14 protein-coding genes are annotated in these 19,900 nt (G+C 74.1%); 5 read left to right on the forward strand and 9 right to left on the reverse strand.

Annotated features, from left to right (window positions below):
- Nucleotides 1–7 precede the first annotated feature (7 nt).
- Nucleotides 8–937 carry a hypothetical protein gene (locus WMF17_RS01955; protein WP_437647750.1) on the reverse strand — a complete coding sequence of 310 codons (930 nt, stop codon included), beginning with the start codon at nt 935–937 and terminating at the stop codon, nt 8–10.
- 333 nt (nt 938–1,270) lie between these two features.
- Here WMF17_RS01955 and WMF17_RS01960 point away from each other — a divergent pair, with 333 nt between their 5' ends.
- The 3 genes from WMF17_RS01960 to WMF17_RS01970 all read left to right on the forward strand — a co-directional run bounded on the left by WMF17_RS01960 (nt 1,271) and on the right by WMF17_RS01970 (nt 4,269).
- On the forward strand, nt 1,271–2,434 hold the full coding sequence (locus WMF17_RS01960) for an alpha/beta hydrolase (RefSeq protein ID WP_437600317.1): 1,164 nt from the start codon (nt 1,271–1,273) through the stop codon (nt 2,432–2,434).
- Between the two features lie 70 nt (nt 2,435–2,504).
- Complete coding sequence (locus WMF17_RS01965) at nt 2,505–3,725, forward strand: GNAT family N-acetyltransferase (protein ID WP_437647751.1); 1,221 nt, start codon at nt 2,505–2,507, stop codon at nt 3,723–3,725.
- A gap of 13 nt (nt 3,726–3,738) precedes the next feature.
- Nucleotides 3,739–4,269 (forward strand): DnaJ domain-containing protein, encoded by a 531-nt coding sequence (locus WMF17_RS01970; protein WP_437600319.1) that lies wholly within the window; start codon nt 3,739–3,741, stop codon nt 4,267–4,269.
- Between the two features lie 77 nt (nt 4,270–4,346).
- Here the strand turns inward: WMF17_RS01970 and WMF17_RS01975 are convergent, their stop codons facing one another.
- From WMF17_RS01975 to WMF17_RS02010, 8 genes are all read right to left on the reverse strand, one after another.
- The gene (locus WMF17_RS01975; protein ID WP_437600320.1) at nt 4,347–7,673 is read right to left on the reverse strand and encodes a protein kinase domain-containing protein; all 3,327 of its coding nucleotides are present in this window, start codon (nt 7,671–7,673) and stop codon (nt 4,347–4,349) included.
- Between the two features lie 554 nt (nt 7,674–8,227).
- Nucleotides 8,228–8,911 (reverse strand): thioredoxin family protein, encoded by a 684-nt coding sequence (locus tag WMF17_RS01980; protein ID WP_437600321.1) that lies wholly within the window; start codon nt 8,909–8,911, stop codon nt 8,228–8,230.
- A 38-nt stretch (nt 8,912–8,949) separates the two neighbouring features.
- Nucleotides 8,950–9,843: a hypothetical protein gene (locus WMF17_RS01985; protein WP_437647753.1), complete on the reverse strand. Its 894-nt coding sequence runs from the start codon at nt 9,841–9,843 to the stop codon at nt 8,950–8,952.
- Between the two features lie 2 nt (nt 9,844–9,845).
- Entirely contained in the window at nt 9,846–10,817 is a 972-nt protein-coding gene (locus tag WMF17_RS01990) for a phosphatase PAP2 family protein (RefSeq protein ID WP_437647755.1), read from the reverse strand.
- Nucleotides 10,818–10,834: 17 nt separating this feature from the next.
- Nucleotides 10,835–11,191, reverse strand: a complete 357-nt coding sequence (locus tag WMF17_RS01995) for a cupin domain-containing protein (protein WP_437647757.1) — start codon at nt 11,189–11,191, stop codon at nt 10,835–10,837.
- Nucleotides 11,192–11,304: 113 nt separating this feature from the next.
- Nucleotides 11,305–13,101: a DUF4139 domain-containing protein gene (locus WMF17_RS02000; RefSeq protein WP_437647758.1), complete on the reverse strand. Its 1,797-nt coding sequence runs from the start codon at nt 13,099–13,101 to the stop codon at nt 11,305–11,307.
- Between the two features lie 19 nt (nt 13,102–13,120).
- Nucleotides 13,121–15,394: a DUF4139 domain-containing protein gene (locus WMF17_RS02005; RefSeq protein WP_437647760.1), complete on the reverse strand. Its 2,274-nt coding sequence runs from the start codon at nt 15,392–15,394 to the stop codon at nt 13,121–13,123.
- A 74-nt stretch (nt 15,395–15,468) separates the two neighbouring features.
- Complete coding sequence (locus WMF17_RS02010; RefSeq protein ID WP_437647762.1) at nt 15,469–17,202, reverse strand: Eco57I restriction-modification methylase domain-containing protein; 1,734 nt, start codon at nt 17,200–17,202, stop codon at nt 15,469–15,471.
- A gap of 355 nt (nt 17,203–17,557) precedes the next feature.
- Here WMF17_RS02010 and acpS point away from each other — a divergent pair, with 355 nt between their 5' ends.
- A complete protein-coding gene (acpS, locus tag WMF17_RS02015; RefSeq protein ID WP_437647764.1) occupies nt 17,558–18,049 on the forward strand; it encodes a holo-ACP synthase in 492 nt (163 codons plus the stop codon).
- Complete coding sequence (locus tag WMF17_RS02020; RefSeq protein WP_437647765.1) at nt 18,046–19,764, forward strand: NAD(P)H-hydrate dehydratase; 1,719 nt, start codon at nt 18,046–18,048, stop codon at nt 19,762–19,764. Before acpS ends, WMF17_RS02020 begins: the two co-directional genes overlap by 4 nt.
- The last annotated feature ends 136 nt before the right edge of the window (nt 19,765–19,900 follow it).

Here is a 19,900-nt window from a genome sequence, read left to right on the forward strand (position 1 = left end):
CCCTCGCTCAGAGGCCATACCCGGCGGACAGCCCCATGAAGAAACCCGTGATGGAGAAGCCGGCGTCGAGCCGCGTCTGCAGCTGCTTGATCGGCTTGTACCGGAAGCTCACCTGCGGAAACGAGATCCACGGGAACACCGACGGCTTCGAGCCCCCGTTGACCCAGCTCGGCTCGTCGTAGTCGCCGTAATGGTTGTTGGAGGCGTCGCAGTAAGGGCCGCCCGCGCCGGAGCACTTGTTCCAGGCGCGCACGTCGTCGGGGCTCGGGTTCGACCCCGCGCCGCCCGGGTACGCCTGGGCGCGGTAGAGGTTGCCGAACACGACGCCGATCCCGACGCCGGCGCCGACAAGGAACGAGAAACGGCCCTTCTCGTCGATCGGGACGTCGAAGAGGAGATCGCTCGTGAAGTAGACGAGCTTCATGTCGCTCGACACCATCTCCCAGGCGAACTGGTCGTCGTTCTTCCCCTTGAAGAGGAAGGGATCCATCGAGTAGTCCGCGTAGGACACGGCCAGATCGATCTCGAGCCCGTTCTTGCGCGAGGTGAACTCCGGGCCGATCATGAAGACGTTCACCGACGCGCCGCCGTCGGCAAAGAGGTTGATCATGAACTTCGGGACGATGACGTTCCGGAGCCGGAGGCCGATGAACTTGTGGGCCTTGCCGTCCTTCTCGAGCGGGCTGTTGTCGTCGGCCGCCTCCGGCGGCGCCTCCGGCAGCATGTCCTTCTCACCCGGCGTCTTGTCGCCCTGCGCCTGCTCGTCCTTGGCCTGCTTGTCCGCGGCGGGGGAGTCGTCCTGGTCGCTGTCGAGCCCGTCCTCCGACTGCGCGCGGGCAGTCCCGGCGAAGCACACGGCGCCGAGCAGCGCGGCGAGCGCGGCGGCCCTGGCATGCACCCCGACCGCGAGCTGCCGACCCATCTTCGAGTGGTACATTGTAGGTCACCTAGCGATGCGTAAGGTCAGGGCCGGACCCGGGCATGCACGGAACGAGCGCGCCGAGGCCAGACTCCGGCTCTCCGCGCGCCCCGGTGCACCGGGTACCAGCCGAGGGGAGGGTACACGAGACGCAGCGCCGTGTGACGCCTGCGGACCGCCCACGGCAGAGCTTTTTCCACCAGGGCATGCCAGAGCGCGCCCGCCCGCGCCCGGCATGAGCGGCCGCGCGACGCCGGCACCGTGGCGGCCGCCCGCGCCGTCGTCGCACGGCGTCGAAGCGTGCCTGGCCGAGGTTGCGCACAGCAAAATTATCCGCAATAGACGGAAAAGATGATCCTGCACCAGTCTCACGTGGAGCAGACCGTCGACCGCGATGAGCGGGACAGGTTCATTAAGGAGCTGGTGGTGGTGCGGGTCCGCAGCACCGCGCACGAGATCGCGCCGGCGAGCCGTGGGATCGAGGGGGCGCGCGCGCCGGGCGTGGAGGACCCGGGCGGCGACAGGGAGGGGATCGTCCACGATGTGCCGCTCGCGATGATCCGCAAGCGGAGCGCGCGGCTGCGGAGCACGGTGGCGAGCGTGCTGCTGATCCACGGGTACGGCCAGAACCGTTACATCTGGCACCTGCCGTCGCGCAGCTTCTCGAACTACCTGGCGCGGGCGGGCTTCGACGTCTTCAACCTGGATCTGCGGGGGCACGGGCGGTCGCGGCACCTCGGGGCGCGGCGGCCGGGTCACGTGACCGATTTCGTCCGCGAGGACGTGCCGGCGGCGATCGAGGAGATCCGGCGCATCTCGGGGCCGCGGCCGGTGTACCTCATCGGGCACTCGCTCGGGGGCCTCGTCAGCTACGCGGCCGCGCCGACGATGGGCGACGCGGTGGGCGGGATCGTCACGCTCGGGAGCCCTTACCTGTTCACGCACGGGTCGCGGGCGCTCGCGCTGCTCGGCCGGCTGATGCTGACGCTCGACCAGCGGGTCCCGCTCGGGCAGGGCGCGCTGGCGCTGTCGGCGTGGGGGGAGCCGTTCCGGTTCGTGCGCGCGTTCATCGAGAGCCCGATCTTTCCGCTGCCGATCCGGGGGTTCGTCCCGGGCTCGATGGAGACCCGGGTGCTCACGCAGCACATGTCGCTCGCCATGGACAGCGGCAGCATCACGGTGCTCCGGAACATGTTCCTGGACGCGGCGGCGTCGCGGAAGAGCGGCCACCACATGGGGAGCCTCTTCGGTTACGCCGAGCGGTTCGAGCAGCTGGACCTGCCGCTGCTCATCATCGCGGGCACGCGCGACGACCTCGCGCCGCCGGCGTCCGTCAAGCCCGCCTACGATTTCAGCCGCTCGTCGGACAAGACGTACCGCGAGTTCCCGCGCGGCCACCTCGACGTCGTGGTCGGAAGGGACGCGCCGCTCACGGTGTGGCCGCTCATCGAGGCCTGGCTGAAGACGCGCATCCGGCGTGCGGCCGCGCGAGAGCGGGAGCGGCTGAGCGCGTAGGCCGCCGCGAGCACGACGCCGCCGGAGATCTCCGCGCCGGGATGCGCGGCTCCTTTGGTATCGTGGCCGCATGCACATCGAGCTCCGGCAGATGACCGCCGAGCAACAGGCCGAGTTCAGTCAGCCCATCCTCACCGCGTTCGGCGTGGTCCCGGACGCCGAGCGCCTCGAGGGCGCGAAGCGCCTCCCGGAGCTCACGTCGCGCCTCGGCGCCTACGACGGCGAGTCGCTCGTCGGGGCCGCCGGCTCGTTCTCGCTCGCGATGACCACGCCGGGCGGCACCGTCCCGGTCGCCGGGCTCACGGCGGTCGGGGTGACGCCGACGCACCGCCGCCGCGGCATCCTCACGTCCCTCATCCGCCGGCACCTCGACGACGCGCGGGCCGAGGGGCGGCCGATCTCCTCGCTCTGGGCCACCGAGGGCGCCATCTACGGCCGCTTCGGCTACGGCCTCGCGTCGCAGGCGTGCTCCATCTCGATCGAGCGGGAGCGCACCGCGTTCCGCCACGAGGCGGGCGCGCAGGGCCGGGCGCGGCTGCTCGGGGAGGCGGAGGCGCTCGAGGCCTTCGCGCCGGTCTGGGAGCGCGCCCGCGCGTCCGTCCCCGGGATGCTGGCGCGGTCGCAGGTGTGGTGGCAGGTCCGCCGGCTGGCCGACAACGACTTCACCCGCCAGGGAGGCGGCCCCTTGCAGCGCGTCGTGATCGAGGTCGACGGGCGCGCGGAGGCCTATGCGCTCTACTGCGTGCACCACCGGTGGGACGCGTCCAACATCCCGATCGGCTCGGTCCGCGTGATCGAGGCGATCGGCGCGACGCCGCTCGGGACCCGGCTCGTCTGGCGCTACCTCTTCGACCTCGACCTGGCGCAGCGGATCGAGGCGAGCCTCCTGCCGCCGGATCACCCGCTCGGCCTGCTCCTCGTCGAGCCGCGGCGCCTGCGCCTCACGGCGAGCGACGGGATCTGGGTGCGCATCGTGGACGTCGAGGCCGCGCTCGCGGCGCGCGCCTACGGCAGCGGCGAGCCGCTCACGCTCGAGATCACCGACCGCGACTTGCCCGGGAACGCCGGTCGCTTCCGGCTGCGCGGGGGCGAGCGGCGCGCGGCGCGGACCAGCGAGGCGCCGGACGTCCGCCTCGACATCTCGGCGCTCGGCTCGGCGTACCTCGGCGGTGTCTCCTTCCGGTGCCTCGCCGACGCCGGCCAGGTCGAGGCGCTCTCGGAGGGCGCCATCGAGCGCGCGGATCGCCTGTTCCACGCCGCGCGCGCCCCGTGGTGCCCCGAGATCTTCTGAGGGCCCGGCCCCGATGACGCTCCCGCTCCGCGGCGTCTACGCGGTGACCCCGACGCGCCGCCGCCGCTTCCTGTGGGCCGCCTGGTGGACGGCCGAGCCCGCGCGCGAGCCGTTCCGCCCGCCGGACGCGAGTCAGGGCGGCGCGCGGACCGCGGAGGAGGCGCGGGCGCAGGCCGAGCGCGCCGCCGGGCGCCCGCTCGTCGAGATCGAGCCGGCGTGGGCGACGGCCTGGACGCGCATCCTGCGCGGCGAGCCCCCCTGGCCCAGGCCGCGCGCGGCCGGTCGGAAGGAGGCGCCCCCGCCGCCTCCTCCCGATCCGCCGCGGCGCGCCCCCTCGCGGCCCGCCTCCGCGCGCGGCGTGTCGCCGTTCGCGGTGCTCGGCCTGACGGAGGCCGCCGGCGCGGCCGAGGTCCGCCGGGCGTTCCGCCGGCTCGCGCTGGTCACGCACCCCGATCGCGGCGGCGACGCCCGCGAGTTCATGCGCGTCAAGTGGGCCTACGACGAGGTCATGTCCAGGCTGTCGCGCCCGAAGCGCCGCCCGTAGCGCTCGCAGCCCGCGCTGCCCGGCGGCGCGTGCGTCCCCAACGCCGGTAGCGCACGCGCTGCCCGGCAGCGCGTGCGCTACGGCCGGTCCCCGCCCGCCTCCGCGACCTTCCGCGCCTCGTCGAGGAAGCGCGCGTACTCGCGCGCGAGGAGGGGGGCGTCGCGGAGCGCTCGATCGAGCCGCGCCCCGGCGTGCCGGGCCAGATCCCGGCGCGGCGCCGGCTCGGGCTCCGCCTTCGCTTTCAGCAGGAGCAGCGCGCCCTGCTCGGCGCTCGCCGCGGGGAGCGCCGGATCGATGGCCAGCGCGCGATCGATCAGCGCGAGCCCGGCCTCGACCTCCGCGCGCACGTCGCGGGGGCCGGGGCCGAGCGAGGCGGCGCGCAGCCGGTGGACCTCGGCCAGGGCGCCGAAGATCCTCGCGTTTCGCTCGTTCGCCTCGAGGGCGCGGAGCAGCGAGCGCTCCGCGGCGTCGAGCGGCGGCGCAGGGCTCCTACCCCGGGACGCGAGCCACCGCGCCGCGAGCAGGTCGATGTGCCCGAGCGCGAGGAGCGCCCCCGCGTTGTGCGGCCTCGCGGCCAGGGCGCGATCGAGCGCGCCCCTCGCCGCGCGGAGCGGGGCGGTCGGATCCTCGCCGCGGTCGAGCGCCCACCGCGCCGCCTCGAGGTGAGCGAGGCCCACCCCCTGCTGCGCCTCGAGATCCTCCGGACGGAGGCGCAGCGCCGCGCCGTAGCCGTCGAGCGACCGCGCGAGCGAGACCTCCGGGCTCCCGCCGGCGAGCCGCTCGTGCCGGCCCTGGATCAGGTAGGTCAGGGCCAGGGCGCCATGCGATGGATGGCTGTCCGGACGCAGCCTGAGCGCCGCCTCGAGGTTGTCCTTGGCGAGCTCGAGCGACTCCTCGGGCGGCGTCCCGTGGTCGAGCTCGTACTGCGCCCGCTGCGCGTAGAACCAGCCCTGGTTGAGGAGCGGCGGCGCGTCGTTCGGGGCGATCTCGATCGCCCGCTCGGTGTGCGACGCGCTGAGCGCGAAGAGGGGGAGGGGATCGGCGCCGCGGGACGCTGTGCGCTCGGCCATCATGCCGTAGGCGATGCCGGCGTCGTTCCACGCCCAGAAGGAGCTCGGGTCGAGCGCGAGCGACCGCTGCATGCTCTCGACCGCGCGCCCGAGCGAGGGCCACACGTCGACCCCGAGGGCGCTCTCGTGGGACGCGAGGAGGAAGATGCTCGCCCCCATCGCGCCGTGCGCGGTCGCGTCCGACGGGTCCCCCTCGATCGCCTGCTCGCTGGACGCGATCGCCTGCACGAGGTCCGGCTTCGGGTCCGCGCCCCGCGCGAGGTCGCGCCTGGCCCGGTGCACGAGGGCCCAGGCCCTCTTCGCGTGGGCGCCGCTCGCGCGCGGGCTCGCGCGGAGCGCCCTGTCGCAGCGGGCGATGACCTGCGCGAAGATCGCCTCGGCGTCCCCGCCGCGCTGCGACTCGATCAGCATGATCTCGCTCAGGGCGCGGGCGGCCGCCTCGTGGACGTCGGGGTCGCTCTCGGCCATCTCCGCCGCGGCCTCGTACGAGACGACGGCGCTCCGGAACTCGGCGAGCGCCGCCGCGTGCTCCCCGAGGTCGCGCGCCGCCGCCCCCTTCGCGAACAGGATGTCGCCCTCGAGCATCCTCGCCTCGTATTCCCAGGGCGACCGCGCGAACGCGCGCCGCGCGTCGGCGAGGGCCTCGTCGAACCGCCCCTCGTAGAGCTCGATGAGCGCCGCGGTGTACGCTGACGGCGCCGCGGCCGCTCTCACGCTGTCCCTCAGGTACTTGAGCGCCGGGGCCCTGTGCCGCGCCTCCAGCTCGCGCTGGTGCGCGGATCGCTCCCCCTTGTCGGCGAGGCGCCGCGCCCGGTCGACCCCCTTCCTGTAGAGCATCCCGTGCACGAGGCCCGCCGCGAACTTCGCCTCTCGCGCGGCATACCCGCTCTCGAGCGCCGCCTCGAGGTGCGCCAGCGCCTCCTCGGGCTCGTGCAGCGCGAGGTGCCCGCGCCCGAGCGCGTAGTGGCCCGGGCCCTCGACGAGGTCGCCCGCGGTCTCGCGCATGGCCTGCATCTTCCGGTCGATCTCGCCCATGCGCGCGCGGATGACCTCCTTTTCCCGCGATACCTCGTGGAGGGGGAGCGCGTACGCATAGCGCATGAACAGCTCCATCTCCTTGCCGTCCTGGCCGAAGCCCTGGGCCAGGGACGCCACGTGCGCCGAGAGCTCGGCCTGGCGCGCGGCGGCGAGCTTCGCGCGGAGGGCGACGGCGCCCGAGAGCGCGAGCACGAGCAGCGCCGCGGCGCCCGCCGCGACCGCGAGCTTGTGCTTCCGCGCCCGCTTCAGGGCGCGGTAAACGAGGCTCGGAGGCCGCGCGTCGATCGGATCGCCCTCGAGGTAGCGCCCGAGATCGAGGGCGAGCATCTTCGCGGAGTCGTACCGCCGCTGAGGCTCCTTCTCGAGGCACTTCATCACGATGGTCTCCAGATCGAGGGGGATCCCCCGGTCGATCTGGCGCACCGGCACGGGCAGCTCGTGCGCGACCCGCAAGACGAGGCTTGTCACCGACGGGTCGACGAACGGCGGGCGCCCGGCGAGGATCTCGTAGAGCGTGGCGCCGAGGCAGTAGACGTCCGTGCGGCGGTCGAGCTGGCGCTGGCCCCCGGACACCTGCTCGGGCGCCATGTAAGCCGGCGTCCCCTCGCCGCTCATGGTCGCGCGGACGTCCACGGCCGTGTCCCGCGCGAGCCCGAAATCGAGGAGGTAGGGGCGGAAGGCGCCGTCGGCCGTCCGCTCGACAAGGATGTTCGCCGGCTTGATGTCGCGGTGGATCAGCCCGAGCCGGTGGGCGGCGTGGAGGCCGTCCGCCACGTCGGCCACGATCTTCACCCGCTGCTCGAGCGACATCTGCTGCGCCACGCGGTGGAGCGGCTGGCCGTCGATGTACTGCATGGCGATGAACGGCTGGCCCTGCGCCTCGCCGACCTCGTACACCTTGCAGACGTTCGGGTGCTCGACGCGGGCCTGGGCCTGCGCTTCCCAGATGAAGCGCTGGGCGAGAGCCGGGTCGTTGCCCCGGATCAGCTTGAGCGCCACGTACCGCTGGAGCCGCGGGTCCCTGGCCTTGTAGACCGTTCCCATGCCCCCTTTGCCGACGAGAGACACGCACTCGTACCGGTCCCAGTCGCGGATGGGAAACCGGCTCGGCACGCGCGAGGAGGGCGGATCGACGCACTCGAACACCGTGTCCTGGGCGGCGCCCGAGCCCCCCGGCGGCGCGGTGCGCGACGGCCCGCTCTGGGGCGCGAGCGGGACGGACCTCGACGTGAGCTCCTCGTCGACCGGGCTCGCGGCCTTCGCGCCCTCCGGGCCCGCTCTTCCCCTCCGGCTCATGAGTCGGACCCTCTTCAACATCGAAGGCGGAGGCCCCCGGGGTCGGGGCGCCGAGCCCGTCCGAGGAGGGGCGCGACGACCGCGCCCGAACGGCAGCGCGCTGCATGGCCCATCGCCGGCGCGCGCATCGACATGAACCTTCGCATCAGCACCTGCCTCGGCAGCCCCCAGCGCGATGGCCTCGACTCGCCATCTTCCCGAACCGTCTGGTCGCTTGCCAGTGAGCGCCTCGCCTGGGACGTGAGCTACGAGCGATGTTGTTACAGAACTGTTGTGCAACGGTAAACCGGGGTTTACGTCCATGTCAACACCCGGGACGTTCCGTGTCCCCGTGTCGTGGAATCTTCCAGGAGGGGAGGGCGCGCGGGTGCGATGCGGCCCGTGCGGTGACGTCCTACGCGGCGGGAGCGGGTGGCGGGGGCGCTGTCGGCCTGCGAGCGACGAAAGAGATCAACGGGGGGAGACTACGTCCGTGGCGCTATTTGTGGGGCGCGCGACGTGACGCCGAGGTGGGTCAAGCTGCGATGCGGGGGATGGGCCCGCTGGCGGGTCGCTCAATATTTGACGGTGCAGCCGAACGCCTCGGTCTCTTTCGTGGAGATCGGCTTGCCGGCGGCGAGCTCGGCGATCGCCGCATCGACGTAGTTCGTGACCTGCTCGCCCGGCTCGGGCTCACCGCCCTTCGTGCTGTCGATGGCGCCGGCGTAGACGAGCGTGCCCTGCGGGTCGATGATGTACATATGCGGTGTGCGCTCGGCGCCGTACGCGCGCCCGACATCGCCCTTCTCGTCGACGAGGAGCGGGTAGCTCATCCCGAACTCCTGCTTTGCCTTCGCGTTCTCGTCCTTGGCGGTGCCCTGCTTGCCCGGAGCGCCCGAGTTGATGGCGAGCCACACGACGCCGTTCTGGGCGTGCTGCGCCGGCGCGTCCTTCAGGCCGCCCTTGCGGTGCGAGAGCTGCACGAACGGGCAACCGGGGTTGAACCACTCGAGAACGACCGTCTTGCCCTTGTAGTCGGCCAGCTTGACGGGCTTGCCGTCGAGGTCCGGCAGCGTGAAATCGGGCGCGGGCTGGCCGAGCTTCGCGTTCTTCGCCTGCGTCGCCGGCGCCTGGGCCGCGTTCGCCTCGGCGGGCTGCGCCGCGACGGCGCCGGCCGCCGCGGGCGCGCTGGCCTCGCCGGGCTGGGTGCACGCCGCGAGCGCCGCGGCGAGGAAGGTCAGGGGGATGAGCTTGGTCATGCCGAGACGCTTACCACGCCCCGCGACGGGCGCATGCGTCAGGGGAACTCAGGCCAACGATCGCCGGTCGCCCACCGGTACCGCAGGCCGAGCTGCCCGAGATCCGCGCCCAGCAAGCCGAGCTGATCGGGCGCCGCCGCCACCACCATCACCGTCCCGACCGCGTCCAGGTGGTGTGTCAGCGAGACGGCCAGCACCGGGCCGATGCGCACGATGACGCTGCCGCGGCCGGGGTTGCCGAGCACCTCGGCGGCGGCGCCGAACCGGAGCTCGCCGTACCGGTCCATCTCCCCCAGGAAGCCGAGCCGCGCGCGGTAGAGATACGGCGGCTTCATCACCGTATGGAGCGATTCCTCGTAGAGAGTGAATCCCTCGGGCGCGCCCAGCACCGCATAGCCGGTCCCCACGCCGAACAGGTTGCCTCCGAGCAGGGGTATCGAGCCCGACACCTCGATCTCCGCGGCGACGTAGCGCGACAGGGGGCCCAGCATGAGCTCGGTGTCCCTGCGCGTGTACGACGCCCGGGGCTCGAGGAAGTACTGGCTCGTCGAGAAGGCGTATCGCGCGCCGCCGCGGATCTCCACGCTGGGCAGCGCCGCGCGGAGGCCCACGTACTCCGCGCCGCCGCTCGGCGACACGCTCGCGTAGCCCTCGATCCCGAGCCAGGACCAGTGCGGCTTGCCGAAGCCGACCGCGAGGCTCGGCCTGTAATAGATGACGCCGAGATCCATGACCGCGGAGACGAACGGGCGCGCGCCCGCGCTCCGCGCCCAGTACGAGCGCTTCTGCAGGACATCGACCCCCGAGGGCACCGGCGGCGGATCGACGGCGGGCGGCGGCAGGTCGGCCGGGTCCTGGGCGCGGGCCCCGGCGGGCGGGAGGGCGAGCGCGGCGAGCGCCGCGGCGGCGGCGAGCGTGCGGCGCGGCGCCATCGCTAGAACCTGCCCACGAGGGTTCCGCCGAGCGGCGCGGGCACGAAGCGGATCGAGACGCCGTCCCCGCGCGGCGCGTCCGCCGCCGGGGCGCCGCCGCGGTAGTGCAGGAGCCACGGGAGCCCGAAGCCCGTGAGGGCGCCGACGGTCGCGCCCGTGAGCGCGTCGGTCGCGAAGTGCTGGTCCGAGACGACCCGCAGCATCGCCACGGCGGCTGCCGTCCCGAGCGACGCGGCGCACGCGAGCGCGTCGGGCGCGCCGCCGCCGTACAGGGGCAGGTGCGCGTGGTGCGAGCACACGAGCCCCGCCGCCGTGAACGCGGTCGAGCTGTGGCCGCTGAAGAAGCTCCGGTACCGCTTGCTCCCCCGGCAGTCGCGGTCCTGCTGCGCCTCCGGCCCGGTGCACCCGGCGCGGTAGGGGCGCTCGCGGCTCGTGAGCCCCGCGACGACGCCGTTCAGGGCCGCGTTGAACGCGAGCGCCTCGATGTCGATCATCGCCATCTCCCACGCGACGCTGCCGCGCCCGTGCCCCCACCAGGTGACGAGCAGGGCGTCCACCGCGAGGTGGTTGGTCATCAGCGTGAGCAGGAGATCGCTCGCGTCCCGCGCCATCTCGCGCTGGCGATCGCTCCGGATGCGCAGGGCGTGGCGCGCCGAGCCGTCGAAGCCGTTCACGGTCGTCCACCGGCCCTCCGACGGCGGGATGGCCAGCGTCCCGAAGGCGGTCGCGGCCAGGAGGCCCGTGGCCACGTACTCGCTCGCGCGGAAGCCCGTCCAGCGCGGGTCCCACGCGACCTCGCGCCGCGCGCGCTCCGGCCGCGCCGCGGCCTGTGGCGCCGCCGCCCCGGGCGCCGCCGCGGCCGGCTCGGCCTGCGCCGTCGCCGCGCCGAGCAGCGCCGTCGCGCCGAGCAGCGCCGTCGCGCCGAGCAACGCCGCCGCGCCGGAGGCGGGCCGTCGGGCGGCGGTGCACCTCACGGGGCGGACCGCGCGAGTCAGAAGTCGGGGTGGCCGATGACGAGAAACTCGAGCTGCCCGGCGCCCGCGTTGCGCAGCCCATGGTGCACGTTCTTCTCGACGTGCATCATCTGGCCGGGGCCGAGCGGCACCTCGCGGTCGCCGACGATGCCGAGCGCCTTGCCGGCCAGGATGTAGATGGTCTCGCTGGTCTCGGTGTGGAGCTCGCGCGAGATCTCACAGCCGGGGTCCATCTTGCCCTTGTAGAAGCCGAAGGCCTGTCCGAGCCCCCTTCCCAGCAGCTGTGCCAGGAAGACCCCTCGGTTGGGCAAATACTCCATGACGTCTTCGTCGGCCGCGGTCAGCACCACGGCCCCGTCGATCTGCTGCCTCATGGCGATCCTCCTCCTCCGCGAGCGAAGCTGCTGGAGAATCCATCCGTTACAGAAGCGCACGGCGTCCTGTCAACGCGCTTCACGGCGAGGATCGCGACGGCGGCGGTCGCATGTCAAAAAGGCAACACCACGCTCGAGGCGGCGCGGAGCTCGTAGCTGAACGACATCGTCCTCAGCCCCTTCGGCGGCAGCTCGATACGGCCGCGGAGAAAGCCGTCCTTCTCGTCGAGGGTCCAGCCGGGGGCCTCGCCGAGCGCGACCTCGACGTCGGCCACCTCGCTGACCGGGATCCGCTCGGTGACGAGCACCCGCTTCACGCTGCTGGAGAGGTTGGAAACAGAGAGCTTCACGCGCCGGCGGATCTTTCGGCTACCGGTGATCGCCGAGGTCTCCTGCTCCTCGTCGACGGTGCGCCGCACGCGCACGGCGTCGTCCACGCCAAAGCCGAGCTCGAGCGGCTCCCCGGCGCCGACGAAGTCGAGCCGGGCACGGCCGATGAGGCTGCCGCCGCGCGCGACCTTCACCGGGCCCGCGAGCAGCGGACGCGGCCTCCCGCCGGCGCCGCCGCCGTCCAGCGTCGCGGTCGCGCGCAGGTGCGCCGCGGGGTGGGCCTCGGGGTACAGCACGAGCGCGAGCTCGGCCGGAACCGAGCGCCGCGCGATCTCGATACGCGTCGGGCGGCCGTCGGAGGGGAGGGTCACCGGCTCCGCCGCCTCGAAGATCAGCGGCTCGCCCCCGTCGTCCACGCCCGGCATCTCGTCGACGGCCCGCGCCCCGCGGCCGAGCCCGGCCGTGACGATCGCCTGGTCGCGCGCCTCGACGACGACGCGGCGGCGGTCGACCTCCGCCCTGCGCCGCACCCGGAGGACATCGTCCGCGAGGAGCGGCGCCTCCGCGCTCCGCGACGGCCGCGCGGTCGAGAAGCGCGCGGTGACGTTCTCCCAGGCCTCGCCCGTCGCCTGCCACGCCGCGGCCCACGTGGTGAGCTCGACCGAGCCGCCTGCTCCCTGCGCCTCGGGGCCGCCCGCGCCGGCGGCGTGGGCCGAGAGCCGCGCCAGGTGCTCGGGGCGCCAGATCGCGCACGCGACGCGGTACGTCAGCTCGATCTCGATGGGCTGCGGCGCGGGCGCGTGCACCTCGACCTCGATCACCGCCTCGTAGCGCGGCTGCTCGATCGACCCCTCGCGCAGCCGCGCCGCGGCGCGCCGGGCGTCGTCCTCGGCGTGCGCCCGCGCCGCGCGCGCGTCGGCCGACGCGCCGAGGGCCTCGGCGAGCGCCGCGTGCAGGGCCTCGACGCCGGCGCGCCACGAGGCGAGGCGCGCGGGCTCGCCGGCGTCCTTCGGGGCCTCGCTCATCGCTTGCGCCCACTTCGCGAGCAGCTGGTCGAGGTGCGCCTCGCGGCGCGACGCCCGGTCCCGCGCGCGCTCGGCGGCGCCGGCCCGGCGGGACGCCTCGCGCTGCTCGCGCTCCAGCGCGTCGATCGCCTCGCGCCCGAGCGCCGCCTCCCGGTGCGCCCTCCACCGCACGCGCGCCGCCGTCACCCGGACCGCGCCCTGGCCGTCGGCGCCCGCGCCCTGGCCGTCGGCGCCCGCGCCCTGGCCGTCGGCGCCCGCGCCCTGGCCGTCGGCGCCCGCGCCCTCGGCCCCAGCGCGCGCGACGCGCGCCTGCACGGTGCGCTCGTCGACGAACACCGACACGCCGCCGATCGCGATCCACTGCGCCCCGGCCGCGACATCGACGCGCGCGGCGCGCACGACCTCGGCGCGATCCTCGAACAGCGTCACCACGCGCGCCGCGCTCGGGTGGGGCGCGCCCTCCGCGGCGCGCCCTCCGCTGCCGGTCACCTCGCTTTCATCTCCTCCGCCGGCGCTCCGCTCCGCCCGGTCCGAACCGCTCGCATCCGTTGCCATGGTGCGCCTGTTTCCCCTGTTATTCCCGTCGGTTACCGCCGACGACCTCGTTCCTGGAGGAGAACACAACGCGGTAGGCGAAGGCGACCGAGGCCTTGCCGCCGGGCGCGATCGGGACGCGCCAGCGCAGGCCGCCGCGCACGGGCTCGCCGAGCTCCTCCTGGGTGAACGGCTCGGCCTTCGGCTGCGACGAGAGCAGCTTGATCTCGACGTCCTTGTCGTCCGTCACGGGGATGCGGTCGAGGACCTCGACCTCGACGCCCACGCCGAGCGACGAGGAGAGATCGATGGTGATCGCGTGCTCGACGGCGAGCGAGCCGCCGAGCAGGCCGGCGCTCGACTCCTCCACGCGCGCGTTCCTCGCGACCCGGATCCGCTCCTCGACGCCGAGGCCGGCGCGGAAAAGGCCGCCCCGGTCGACGTGACCGAGCGAGGACTGCGCGGCGAGGGCGCCGTCGACGAAGATCTCGACGGGCCCCGCGAGCAGCGGGGCGTCGATCGGGTTCTCGACGCGCGCCTCGCGGTAGACCTCGGCGGCCTCGCGCGGCACGGTCACGAACCGGGGCGCCGCCGGGGCGCGCGCGGCGCTCAGCGCGACGCGGTGGCGCCTGCCGTTCGACGGCACGTCGGCGGCGCCTTCGCCGGCGTAGAGGTGATCGAATTGCCCGCGCGACGCGCGCGGGTCCACGGCCCGGGGCGGGGCGCCGAGGTGGTCGATGTCGATCTGCGCCCGGCGCGCGGCGCGCCTCGAAGGCCCGGGCTGGTCGTGCGCGAGCCGGCCGCGCTGCGGGCCCGTCCCGGGGAGGTGCAGCGCGTCGAAGTCGAGCCACCGTTCGACCTGCGCGGGCTCGAGCGGCGCGGGGGCAGCGCCGGCGCCTTCGAGCTCCTCGTCGTGGCCGAGAGAATCCTCGGCCAGATCCGCCGTGCGCTCGGCGCTCGCCACGCGGGCGAAGGCGGCGCTCGGCGCCTGGGGCGCGCTCGCCTGGAGCGCCTGCGGCGGGGGCGGACCGCCGTAGCCGCCGCCGAACGAGGGGAGCGACAGCCCGCGCGACTTGCTGCGCGCCGGGGCGGGGAGCGGCATGGAGAGCGGCGCAGCGGCCGGCACCGGGGGCGGCTCGGGGGCCGAGCCGCGCTCCGGCCACGTCGTCGGTGGCGGCGGCGCGGCCCCGCCGGGTGGCGGCGCGATCCTGTCCATCGCCTCCCGCAGCTCCTGTCTGGCCTGGCTCGGCACGGGCCGACTCAGCGTGGGCTCGTCGTCGTCGTTGTCGTCGTTCTCGTCGGACGCGGGCAGGAGCTGACCCGGGGCGGCCGTGGTTCCCGCGGCGGGCTGGGGGAGGGCGGCGACGAAGCGGTCGAACCCCTCGAACAGGGCGTCGAGCCCCTCCGGCGCCGGGCGGTAACCGCGGCGCGGGGGGCGCTGCGCGCGGCTCAGCCGCAGCGAGGCGAGCTCCGGCAGCCGCGTGTCCTGCACGAGATCGGCGGTGGCGAGCGCGAGGCGCACGTTCTGCCAGTCCTCGCCGGAGGCCTGCGCGACGAGGGCGTCGAGCTGCAGGGCGACCTCCGTCGCGCCGCGCGAGAACCGCGCCGCGTAGGCGGGCCACCACCGCGCGGCGCCGACGGCGTACTCGATCCGGAGCGCCGGCTCGCCGCCTGCCCCGCCGCGCGCGGGCGCGAGCCGCACGACCACGTCGAGGCGCGCCGGGGCGCGCTCCTCGACCTCGCCGCGGGTCGCCTGGGCGGCGTCGAGCTGCGCGGAGAGGAGCTGCTTGCGGGCGCGCTCGAGCTCCGCCTCGAGCGTCGCGGTGCGGCTGTCGAGGGTGGCGAGCTCGTCCGAGAGCAGCCCGCTCACCGCGAGCGCGTCGCGGATGCGGGCCGCCGGGTCGCCCGGCCGGAAGCGCCGCGCGAGCTCCGGATCGAGCGCGACGGCCGCGAGCTGGTCGCGCCAGCGGCGGAGGTGGTCGTGCTCGGCCGACAGGCGCTCGATCGCGAGCTCGAGCTCGCGGAGCTGCGCCGAGAGCGCGCTCCTCGAGACGGGCGCCGGGGGCACGACGAGCCGCGCCCGCACGCCGACGACCTCGCGCGGCGCGGCCGCCGCGTCCGGCGAGGCGCCCGCCGCCACGAGCGCGCGGAAGCTCCCCGGCTCGGCCAGCGGCGTGATCCCCGGCACCGCGATCTCGATCGCTCCGCGAGGGAGCGGCTCCGCGAGCTCGACGCGGCGGGTGACGATCGCGCCGCGCGCGTACACGACGACCGCCTCGATACGGCTAGCGCACTCGATCTTCTCCGCCGTCATCCGTTCGTCCCTCGCCCGCGAACGCTGTGTGGGAGCGCGAAGGTATCACGCCGCGCCCGACGCCTGATAGCGCGCTAGCGCCGCGTGTCGACGAAGCTGAAGCCTGGGAGCGCGTCGATGCCATAGGCGCGCAGCGCGAGCGCGTCGAGACGGTGGAAGTCGCGCTGCCGGAAGGAGCTCCGTAGATCGCTGATCAGCGCCTCGGCGACGCTCTCCGGCGGGGGCAGGCGGATGCGCCGCAGGTACTGGGCCTGGAAGCGCAGGTAGCCGCCGCGCATCTTGACCGCGTAGGACCACACGAAGAAGAGGGCGACCCTGGAGCTGAGCAGCCCGCCGAGCGCCTCCATGTCCCAGCCCTCCGACGTGATGAAGTAGAGGTTGTGGTGCGGGTGGAACCTGCCCTCCTCGTAGACCACCTCGTTGGATCCTGCGATGTCGGGGATGAGGAGCTTCGGGATGGAGGCGAGCTCTGGATAGACGCGATCGATGGTGCGGAACCAGCTCGCGGCGTTCCTCCCGGCGACGTAGCGCTTCCTGACGTCGGCCTCGTGGGCGCGCAGGTAGCCGGCGAGCTTCGGGTACTCCTCGAGATTGACCACCTTGCCGTCGTCCCCGAAGGTGTTGATGACGAACCGCCCGGCGTCCCGGATGCGGCCGTCCTCGATATCGTCTCGCATGACGAGGGGGACGAGGCGGTCGCGCTCGATATCTACATCGTCGCCGTGGCCGACGATGTAGATCCTGTCGCTCCCGGTGGCGACGCCGATGCCGACGCGGGTCCCGCCCACCTGCTCGATCGGCGCGAAGCGCGCCTCGAGGGCGCGCAGGGCGTCGAGGTGCTCCGGTGAGCTGAGCACCCACGGGTCGTCCCCCTCGAACCAGGAGGGGTACTCCGACACGGCGACGCCGGCGCCGCGCACCGGCGCGCCCCCCTCCGCGCGCCCCTCCGTGCGCCCCTCCGTGCGCCGAAGCGCGGCGGACGCGGCCTCGCACTCCTCCGGAGAGGCGGTGCGGAGCGTCGCGACAGGGACGCTCCCCGTCTTGCCGGGCGACACGGCGAATATCGACGGATAGGCGACGACGTCGGACTCGAACGGGGAGGCGCTGTGCAGATCGATATAGCACTGCACCCGGAACCACCTCGAGAGCATCCGGCGGAGCGGGGCGCCGTACCGGTTGAGGGTCCACCGGTCGGCGCAGATGAAGGAGAGGACCCCGCCGGGCGCGAGGAGGTCGAGGCCGCGCTCGATGAACGCGACGTAGAGATCGGCGCGGTCGTAGAGCGACCTGTACCGGTCGCGATACTCCTCCTGCAGCTCGGGCGAGAGCTGCTCGATCCGGATGTAGGGTGGGTTGCCGACCACCGCGTCGAAGCGGCGCCCCTGGCTGGTGAGCAGGAAGTCGCCGTGGGCTATCCAGGCCTCCGAGAGGCGTCGCGCGTCGCCGTGGGGCAGCCCGAGCCGGGCGAGCGCGCCGGCGACGGCGAGGCGGGAGCGGTCGACGTGATCTCGCGCGATGTCGTACGACCGGATGGCGGACTCGATCTGCAGGAGATCGCGGTCGTGTCGGCGCGCCGACTGGATCAGCCGCTCGACGGCGGGGACGAGGAAGGCGCCGTGGCCGCAGGCCGGCTCGAGCAGCGACAGCGACGCGAGATCCCGGTCCGCCGTGTAGCCCGCGAGATCGAGGATGAGATTCACGACGTGGGGCTTGGTCAGCACCACGCCGTGGGCCTCGCCCGACGAGCGCTCGCCGTAGTCGTAGGCGCTCTGCGGGAGCATGACCGTCAGATCGAGGGCTGTCTGCATGGGCGCCGCGTGGATGCTAGCCGCGATCGGCGCGTTTCGGACGCGCGACGCGCGATGCCGCGCTGGCGCGCTCGCCGCGCTCGCCGTCGGCAGCGCGGCGCCTCGGGCCGCGGCCGCCTGCCTCGCACCGGGCCTCCGCCCCGCCGGCGCGCGGCCCGCGAGGGCGTTTCTCCGCGATCGGGGCGAGAGGCGGCTCGCGTTTCACGGGGCGTCGCGATTGAATAGGGTAGAGTCGCCTCATGGCCTTCCCCCTGCGTCTCTCTTCTGCCGATCGCATCGGGGCGAGCGCCGCCCGCGAGGGCGCCGCGGCGCCGCCGGCCGCCGGGCCGGGCTGCCGGCCTCTCGAGGTGACTGCATGATCCTCGGCATCGGCATCGACGTCTGCGGCATCGGACGCATGGAGGAGGCGCTCGCGCGATGGGGGGAGCGGTTCTGGGAGCGCGTGCTGTCCGAGCCCGAGCGGCGTTCGCTCGCGCACCGTGTCGACCGGGCGACGGCGCTCGCGGGCCGCTTCGCCGCGAAGGAGGCGGTTGTGAAGGCGCTGGCCGGGGCGCCGGGGGTCGGCTGGCACCACCTGGAGGTGCGCGGCGCGCCGCGCACGCCGCCGACGATGGCGCTCCACGGCCCGGCGCGCGCGCTCGCGGATCGCATGGGCGTCAAGCGGGTGCACCTGTCGATCACGCACGACGCCGGCGTGGCGGCGGCGGTGGTGATCCTGGAAGGGGACGGCGAAGTCCGATCCCCGACGATGAATGACGAGGACGGCGAAGTCCGATCCCCGACGATGAATGACGAGGACGGCGAAGTCCGATCCAGCCTGGACGACGAAGGGAAAGAGCGCTCGTGATTCCGGTCCTCTCGCGCGCGCAGATGCGCGCCTTCGACAAGCACGCGATCCACCATTGCCACGTCCCCGGCGTGGTCCTCATGGAGAACGCGGGCCGCGGCGCCGCCGACGTCATCTCGGCGATCATCGAGGCGCGCTGGCCGGCGACGTTGCCCTCCGGAGGCGGCCCTCGCTCCGGGAGCCTCCCGCCGCCGCCGAACGGCCGCCGCGACGCCGACGATGCCCGCGCCGCGCGGCTCCGCTCGTTCCCGGTGCGGCACGTCCCGAGCCCCGGGCAGCCCGCGACGTACCCGCTCCACGCCCGCGTCGTCGTCGTCTGCGGCGCCGGCAACAACGGCGGCGACGGCTTCGTCGTGGCGCGCCACCTCCTCGCCCGCGGCGCCGAGGTCCAGGTCTTCCTGGCCGCCCCGTCCGAGAAGGTCACCGGCGACAGCCGCATCAACCACGACGCGTACGTCGACCTCGGAGGCGCGCTGACCGAGCTCCCCCCTGGCGCGTCGCTCGCCCCGCTCGAGGCCGCGCTCGCGGAGGCCGACCTCGTGGTCGACGCCATCTTCGGCACGGGCCTCGCTCGCCCGATCGAGGGCCACCTCGCCGACGTCATCGGCGTCCTCAACACGGTGACCTGCCTCTGCATCGCGCTCGACGTGCCCTCGGGCCTCGACGCCGACAGCGGCGCGCCGTTCGGCGCCGCGGTGCAGGCCGACGAGACCGTCACGTTCGGCCACCTCAAGATCGGCCTGCTCACGCCCGAGGGCGCGCGGCTCGCGGGCAACGTCCACGTGGTCGATCTCGGCGTCCCGGACCGGCCGATCCTCGCCGAGGTGGGGCACGTCGCGGAGGTCATCCGCAAGGAGACGATCGGCGCGTCGTTGCGCCCGCGCGAGGCGACCATCTACAAGCACCAGGCGGGCAACGTGCTCGTGATCGCCGGCTCGTCCGGCAAGCTCGGCGCCGCGCTGCTGACGGCGCGCGCGGCGATGCGCACGGGCGCGGGCCTCGTGACGATCTGCACCTGGGCGGACGCCGCGCCCGCGATGGAGTCGCGCGTCGTGGAGCTGATGACGACCGCGATCGATCCGGCCTGCATCGCGGCGTCGCTCGACGGCGCGCTCGCCGGGCGGCGGGCGGTCGCGATCGGCCCGGGCCTCGGCCTCGACGAGCGGGCGCGGGTCGCGGTGGATCACGTCGTGCTCGGCTGGGACGGCCTGAAGGTCGTCGACGCGGACGCCCTGACGCACTTCGCCGGCCGCCCCGAGGCGCTCGCGAGCGCGCGCGGGAGCCTCATCCTGACGCCGCACGCCGGCGAGCTCGGCCGGCTGCTGGGCCGGAGCGCGCGGGCCGTCGAGGAGGACCGCTTCGGCGCGGTGCGCGAGGCGGTGGCGCTGACCCGGGCGATCGTCTTGCTGAAGGGGGCGCGCACGATCATCGCGCTCCCGGACGGCCGCATGCTCATCTGCATGGCGGGCAACCCGGCGCTCGCCACCGCCGGCTCGGGCGACGTCCTGACCGGGATGATCGCGGCCCTCCTGTGCTCGATGGATCCCTCCGCCGCCGCGAGCGCGGGGGTGCTGATCCACGCGCTCGCCGGGGACGTGTGGAGCGCGCAGACGGGCAGCGATCGGGGGCTGCTCGCGAGCGAGCTCGCCGAGCTCGTCCCCGGCCTGATCGCCGCGCTGGCCGCCGGAGGCGATCCGCTGTCCGGGCACGTCTAATCCACCGATCAGTTTGCTCGAGCGAGAATTGAACCGCCAAGACGCCAAGGACGCCAGGAGGATCCAGAAGCTCTCTTTATCTTGGCGTCCTGATGACTTGCTCTCTTCTCTTGGCGCCTTGACGATTCCTGTCCTC

The sequence above is a fragment of the Sorangium sp. So ce362 genome, assembly GCF_051519845.1.
Classification (GTDB): Bacteria; Myxococcota_A; Polyangia; order Polyangiales; family Polyangiaceae; genus Sorangium.

Coding starts and splice junctions, on each gene's coding strand:
- WMF17_RS01995 (WP_437647757.1), bottom strand. CDS start 11,191: ATGAGGCAGCAGATCGACGGGGCCGTGGTGCTGACCGCGGCCGACGAA.
- WMF17_RS02010 (WP_437647762.1), bottom strand. CDS start 17,202: ATGCAGACAGCCCTCGATCTGACGGTCATGCTCCCGCAGAGCGCCTAC.
- WMF17_RS02000 (WP_437647758.1), bottom strand. CDS start 13,101: ATGGCAACGGATGCGAGCGGTTCGGACCGGGCGGAGCGGAGCGCCGGC.
- WMF17_RS02005 (WP_437647760.1), bottom strand. CDS start 15,394: ATGACGGCGGAGAAGATCGAGTGCGCTAGCCGTATCGAGGCGGTCGTC.
- WMF17_RS01975 (WP_437600320.1), bottom strand. CDS start 7,673: ATGAGCCGGAGGGGAAGAGCGGGCCCGGAGGGCGCGAAGGCCGCGAGC.
- WMF17_RS01970 (WP_437600319.1), top strand. CDS start 3,739: ATGACGCTCCCGCTCCGCGGCGTCTACGCGGTGACCCCGACGCGCCGC.
- acpS (WP_437647764.1), top strand. CDS start 17,558: ATGATCCTCGGCATCGGCATCGACGTCTGCGGCATCGGACGCATGGAG.
- WMF17_RS01965 (WP_437647751.1), top strand. CDS start 2,505: ATGCACATCGAGCTCCGGCAGATGACCGCCGAGCAACAGGCCGAGTTC.
- WMF17_RS01985 (WP_437647753.1), bottom strand. CDS start 9,843: ATGGCGCCGCGCCGCACGCTCGCCGCCGCCGCGGCGCTCGCCGCGCTC.
- WMF17_RS01960 (WP_437600317.1), top strand. CDS start 1,271: ATGATCCTGCACCAGTCTCACGTGGAGCAGACCGTCGACCGCGATGAG.
- WMF17_RS01955 (WP_437647750.1), bottom strand. CDS start 937: ATGTACCACTCGAAGATGGGTCGGCAGCTCGCGGTCGGGGTGCATGCC.
- WMF17_RS01980 (WP_437600321.1), bottom strand. CDS start 8,911: ATGACCAAGCTCATCCCCCTGACCTTCCTCGCCGCGGCGCTCGCGGCG.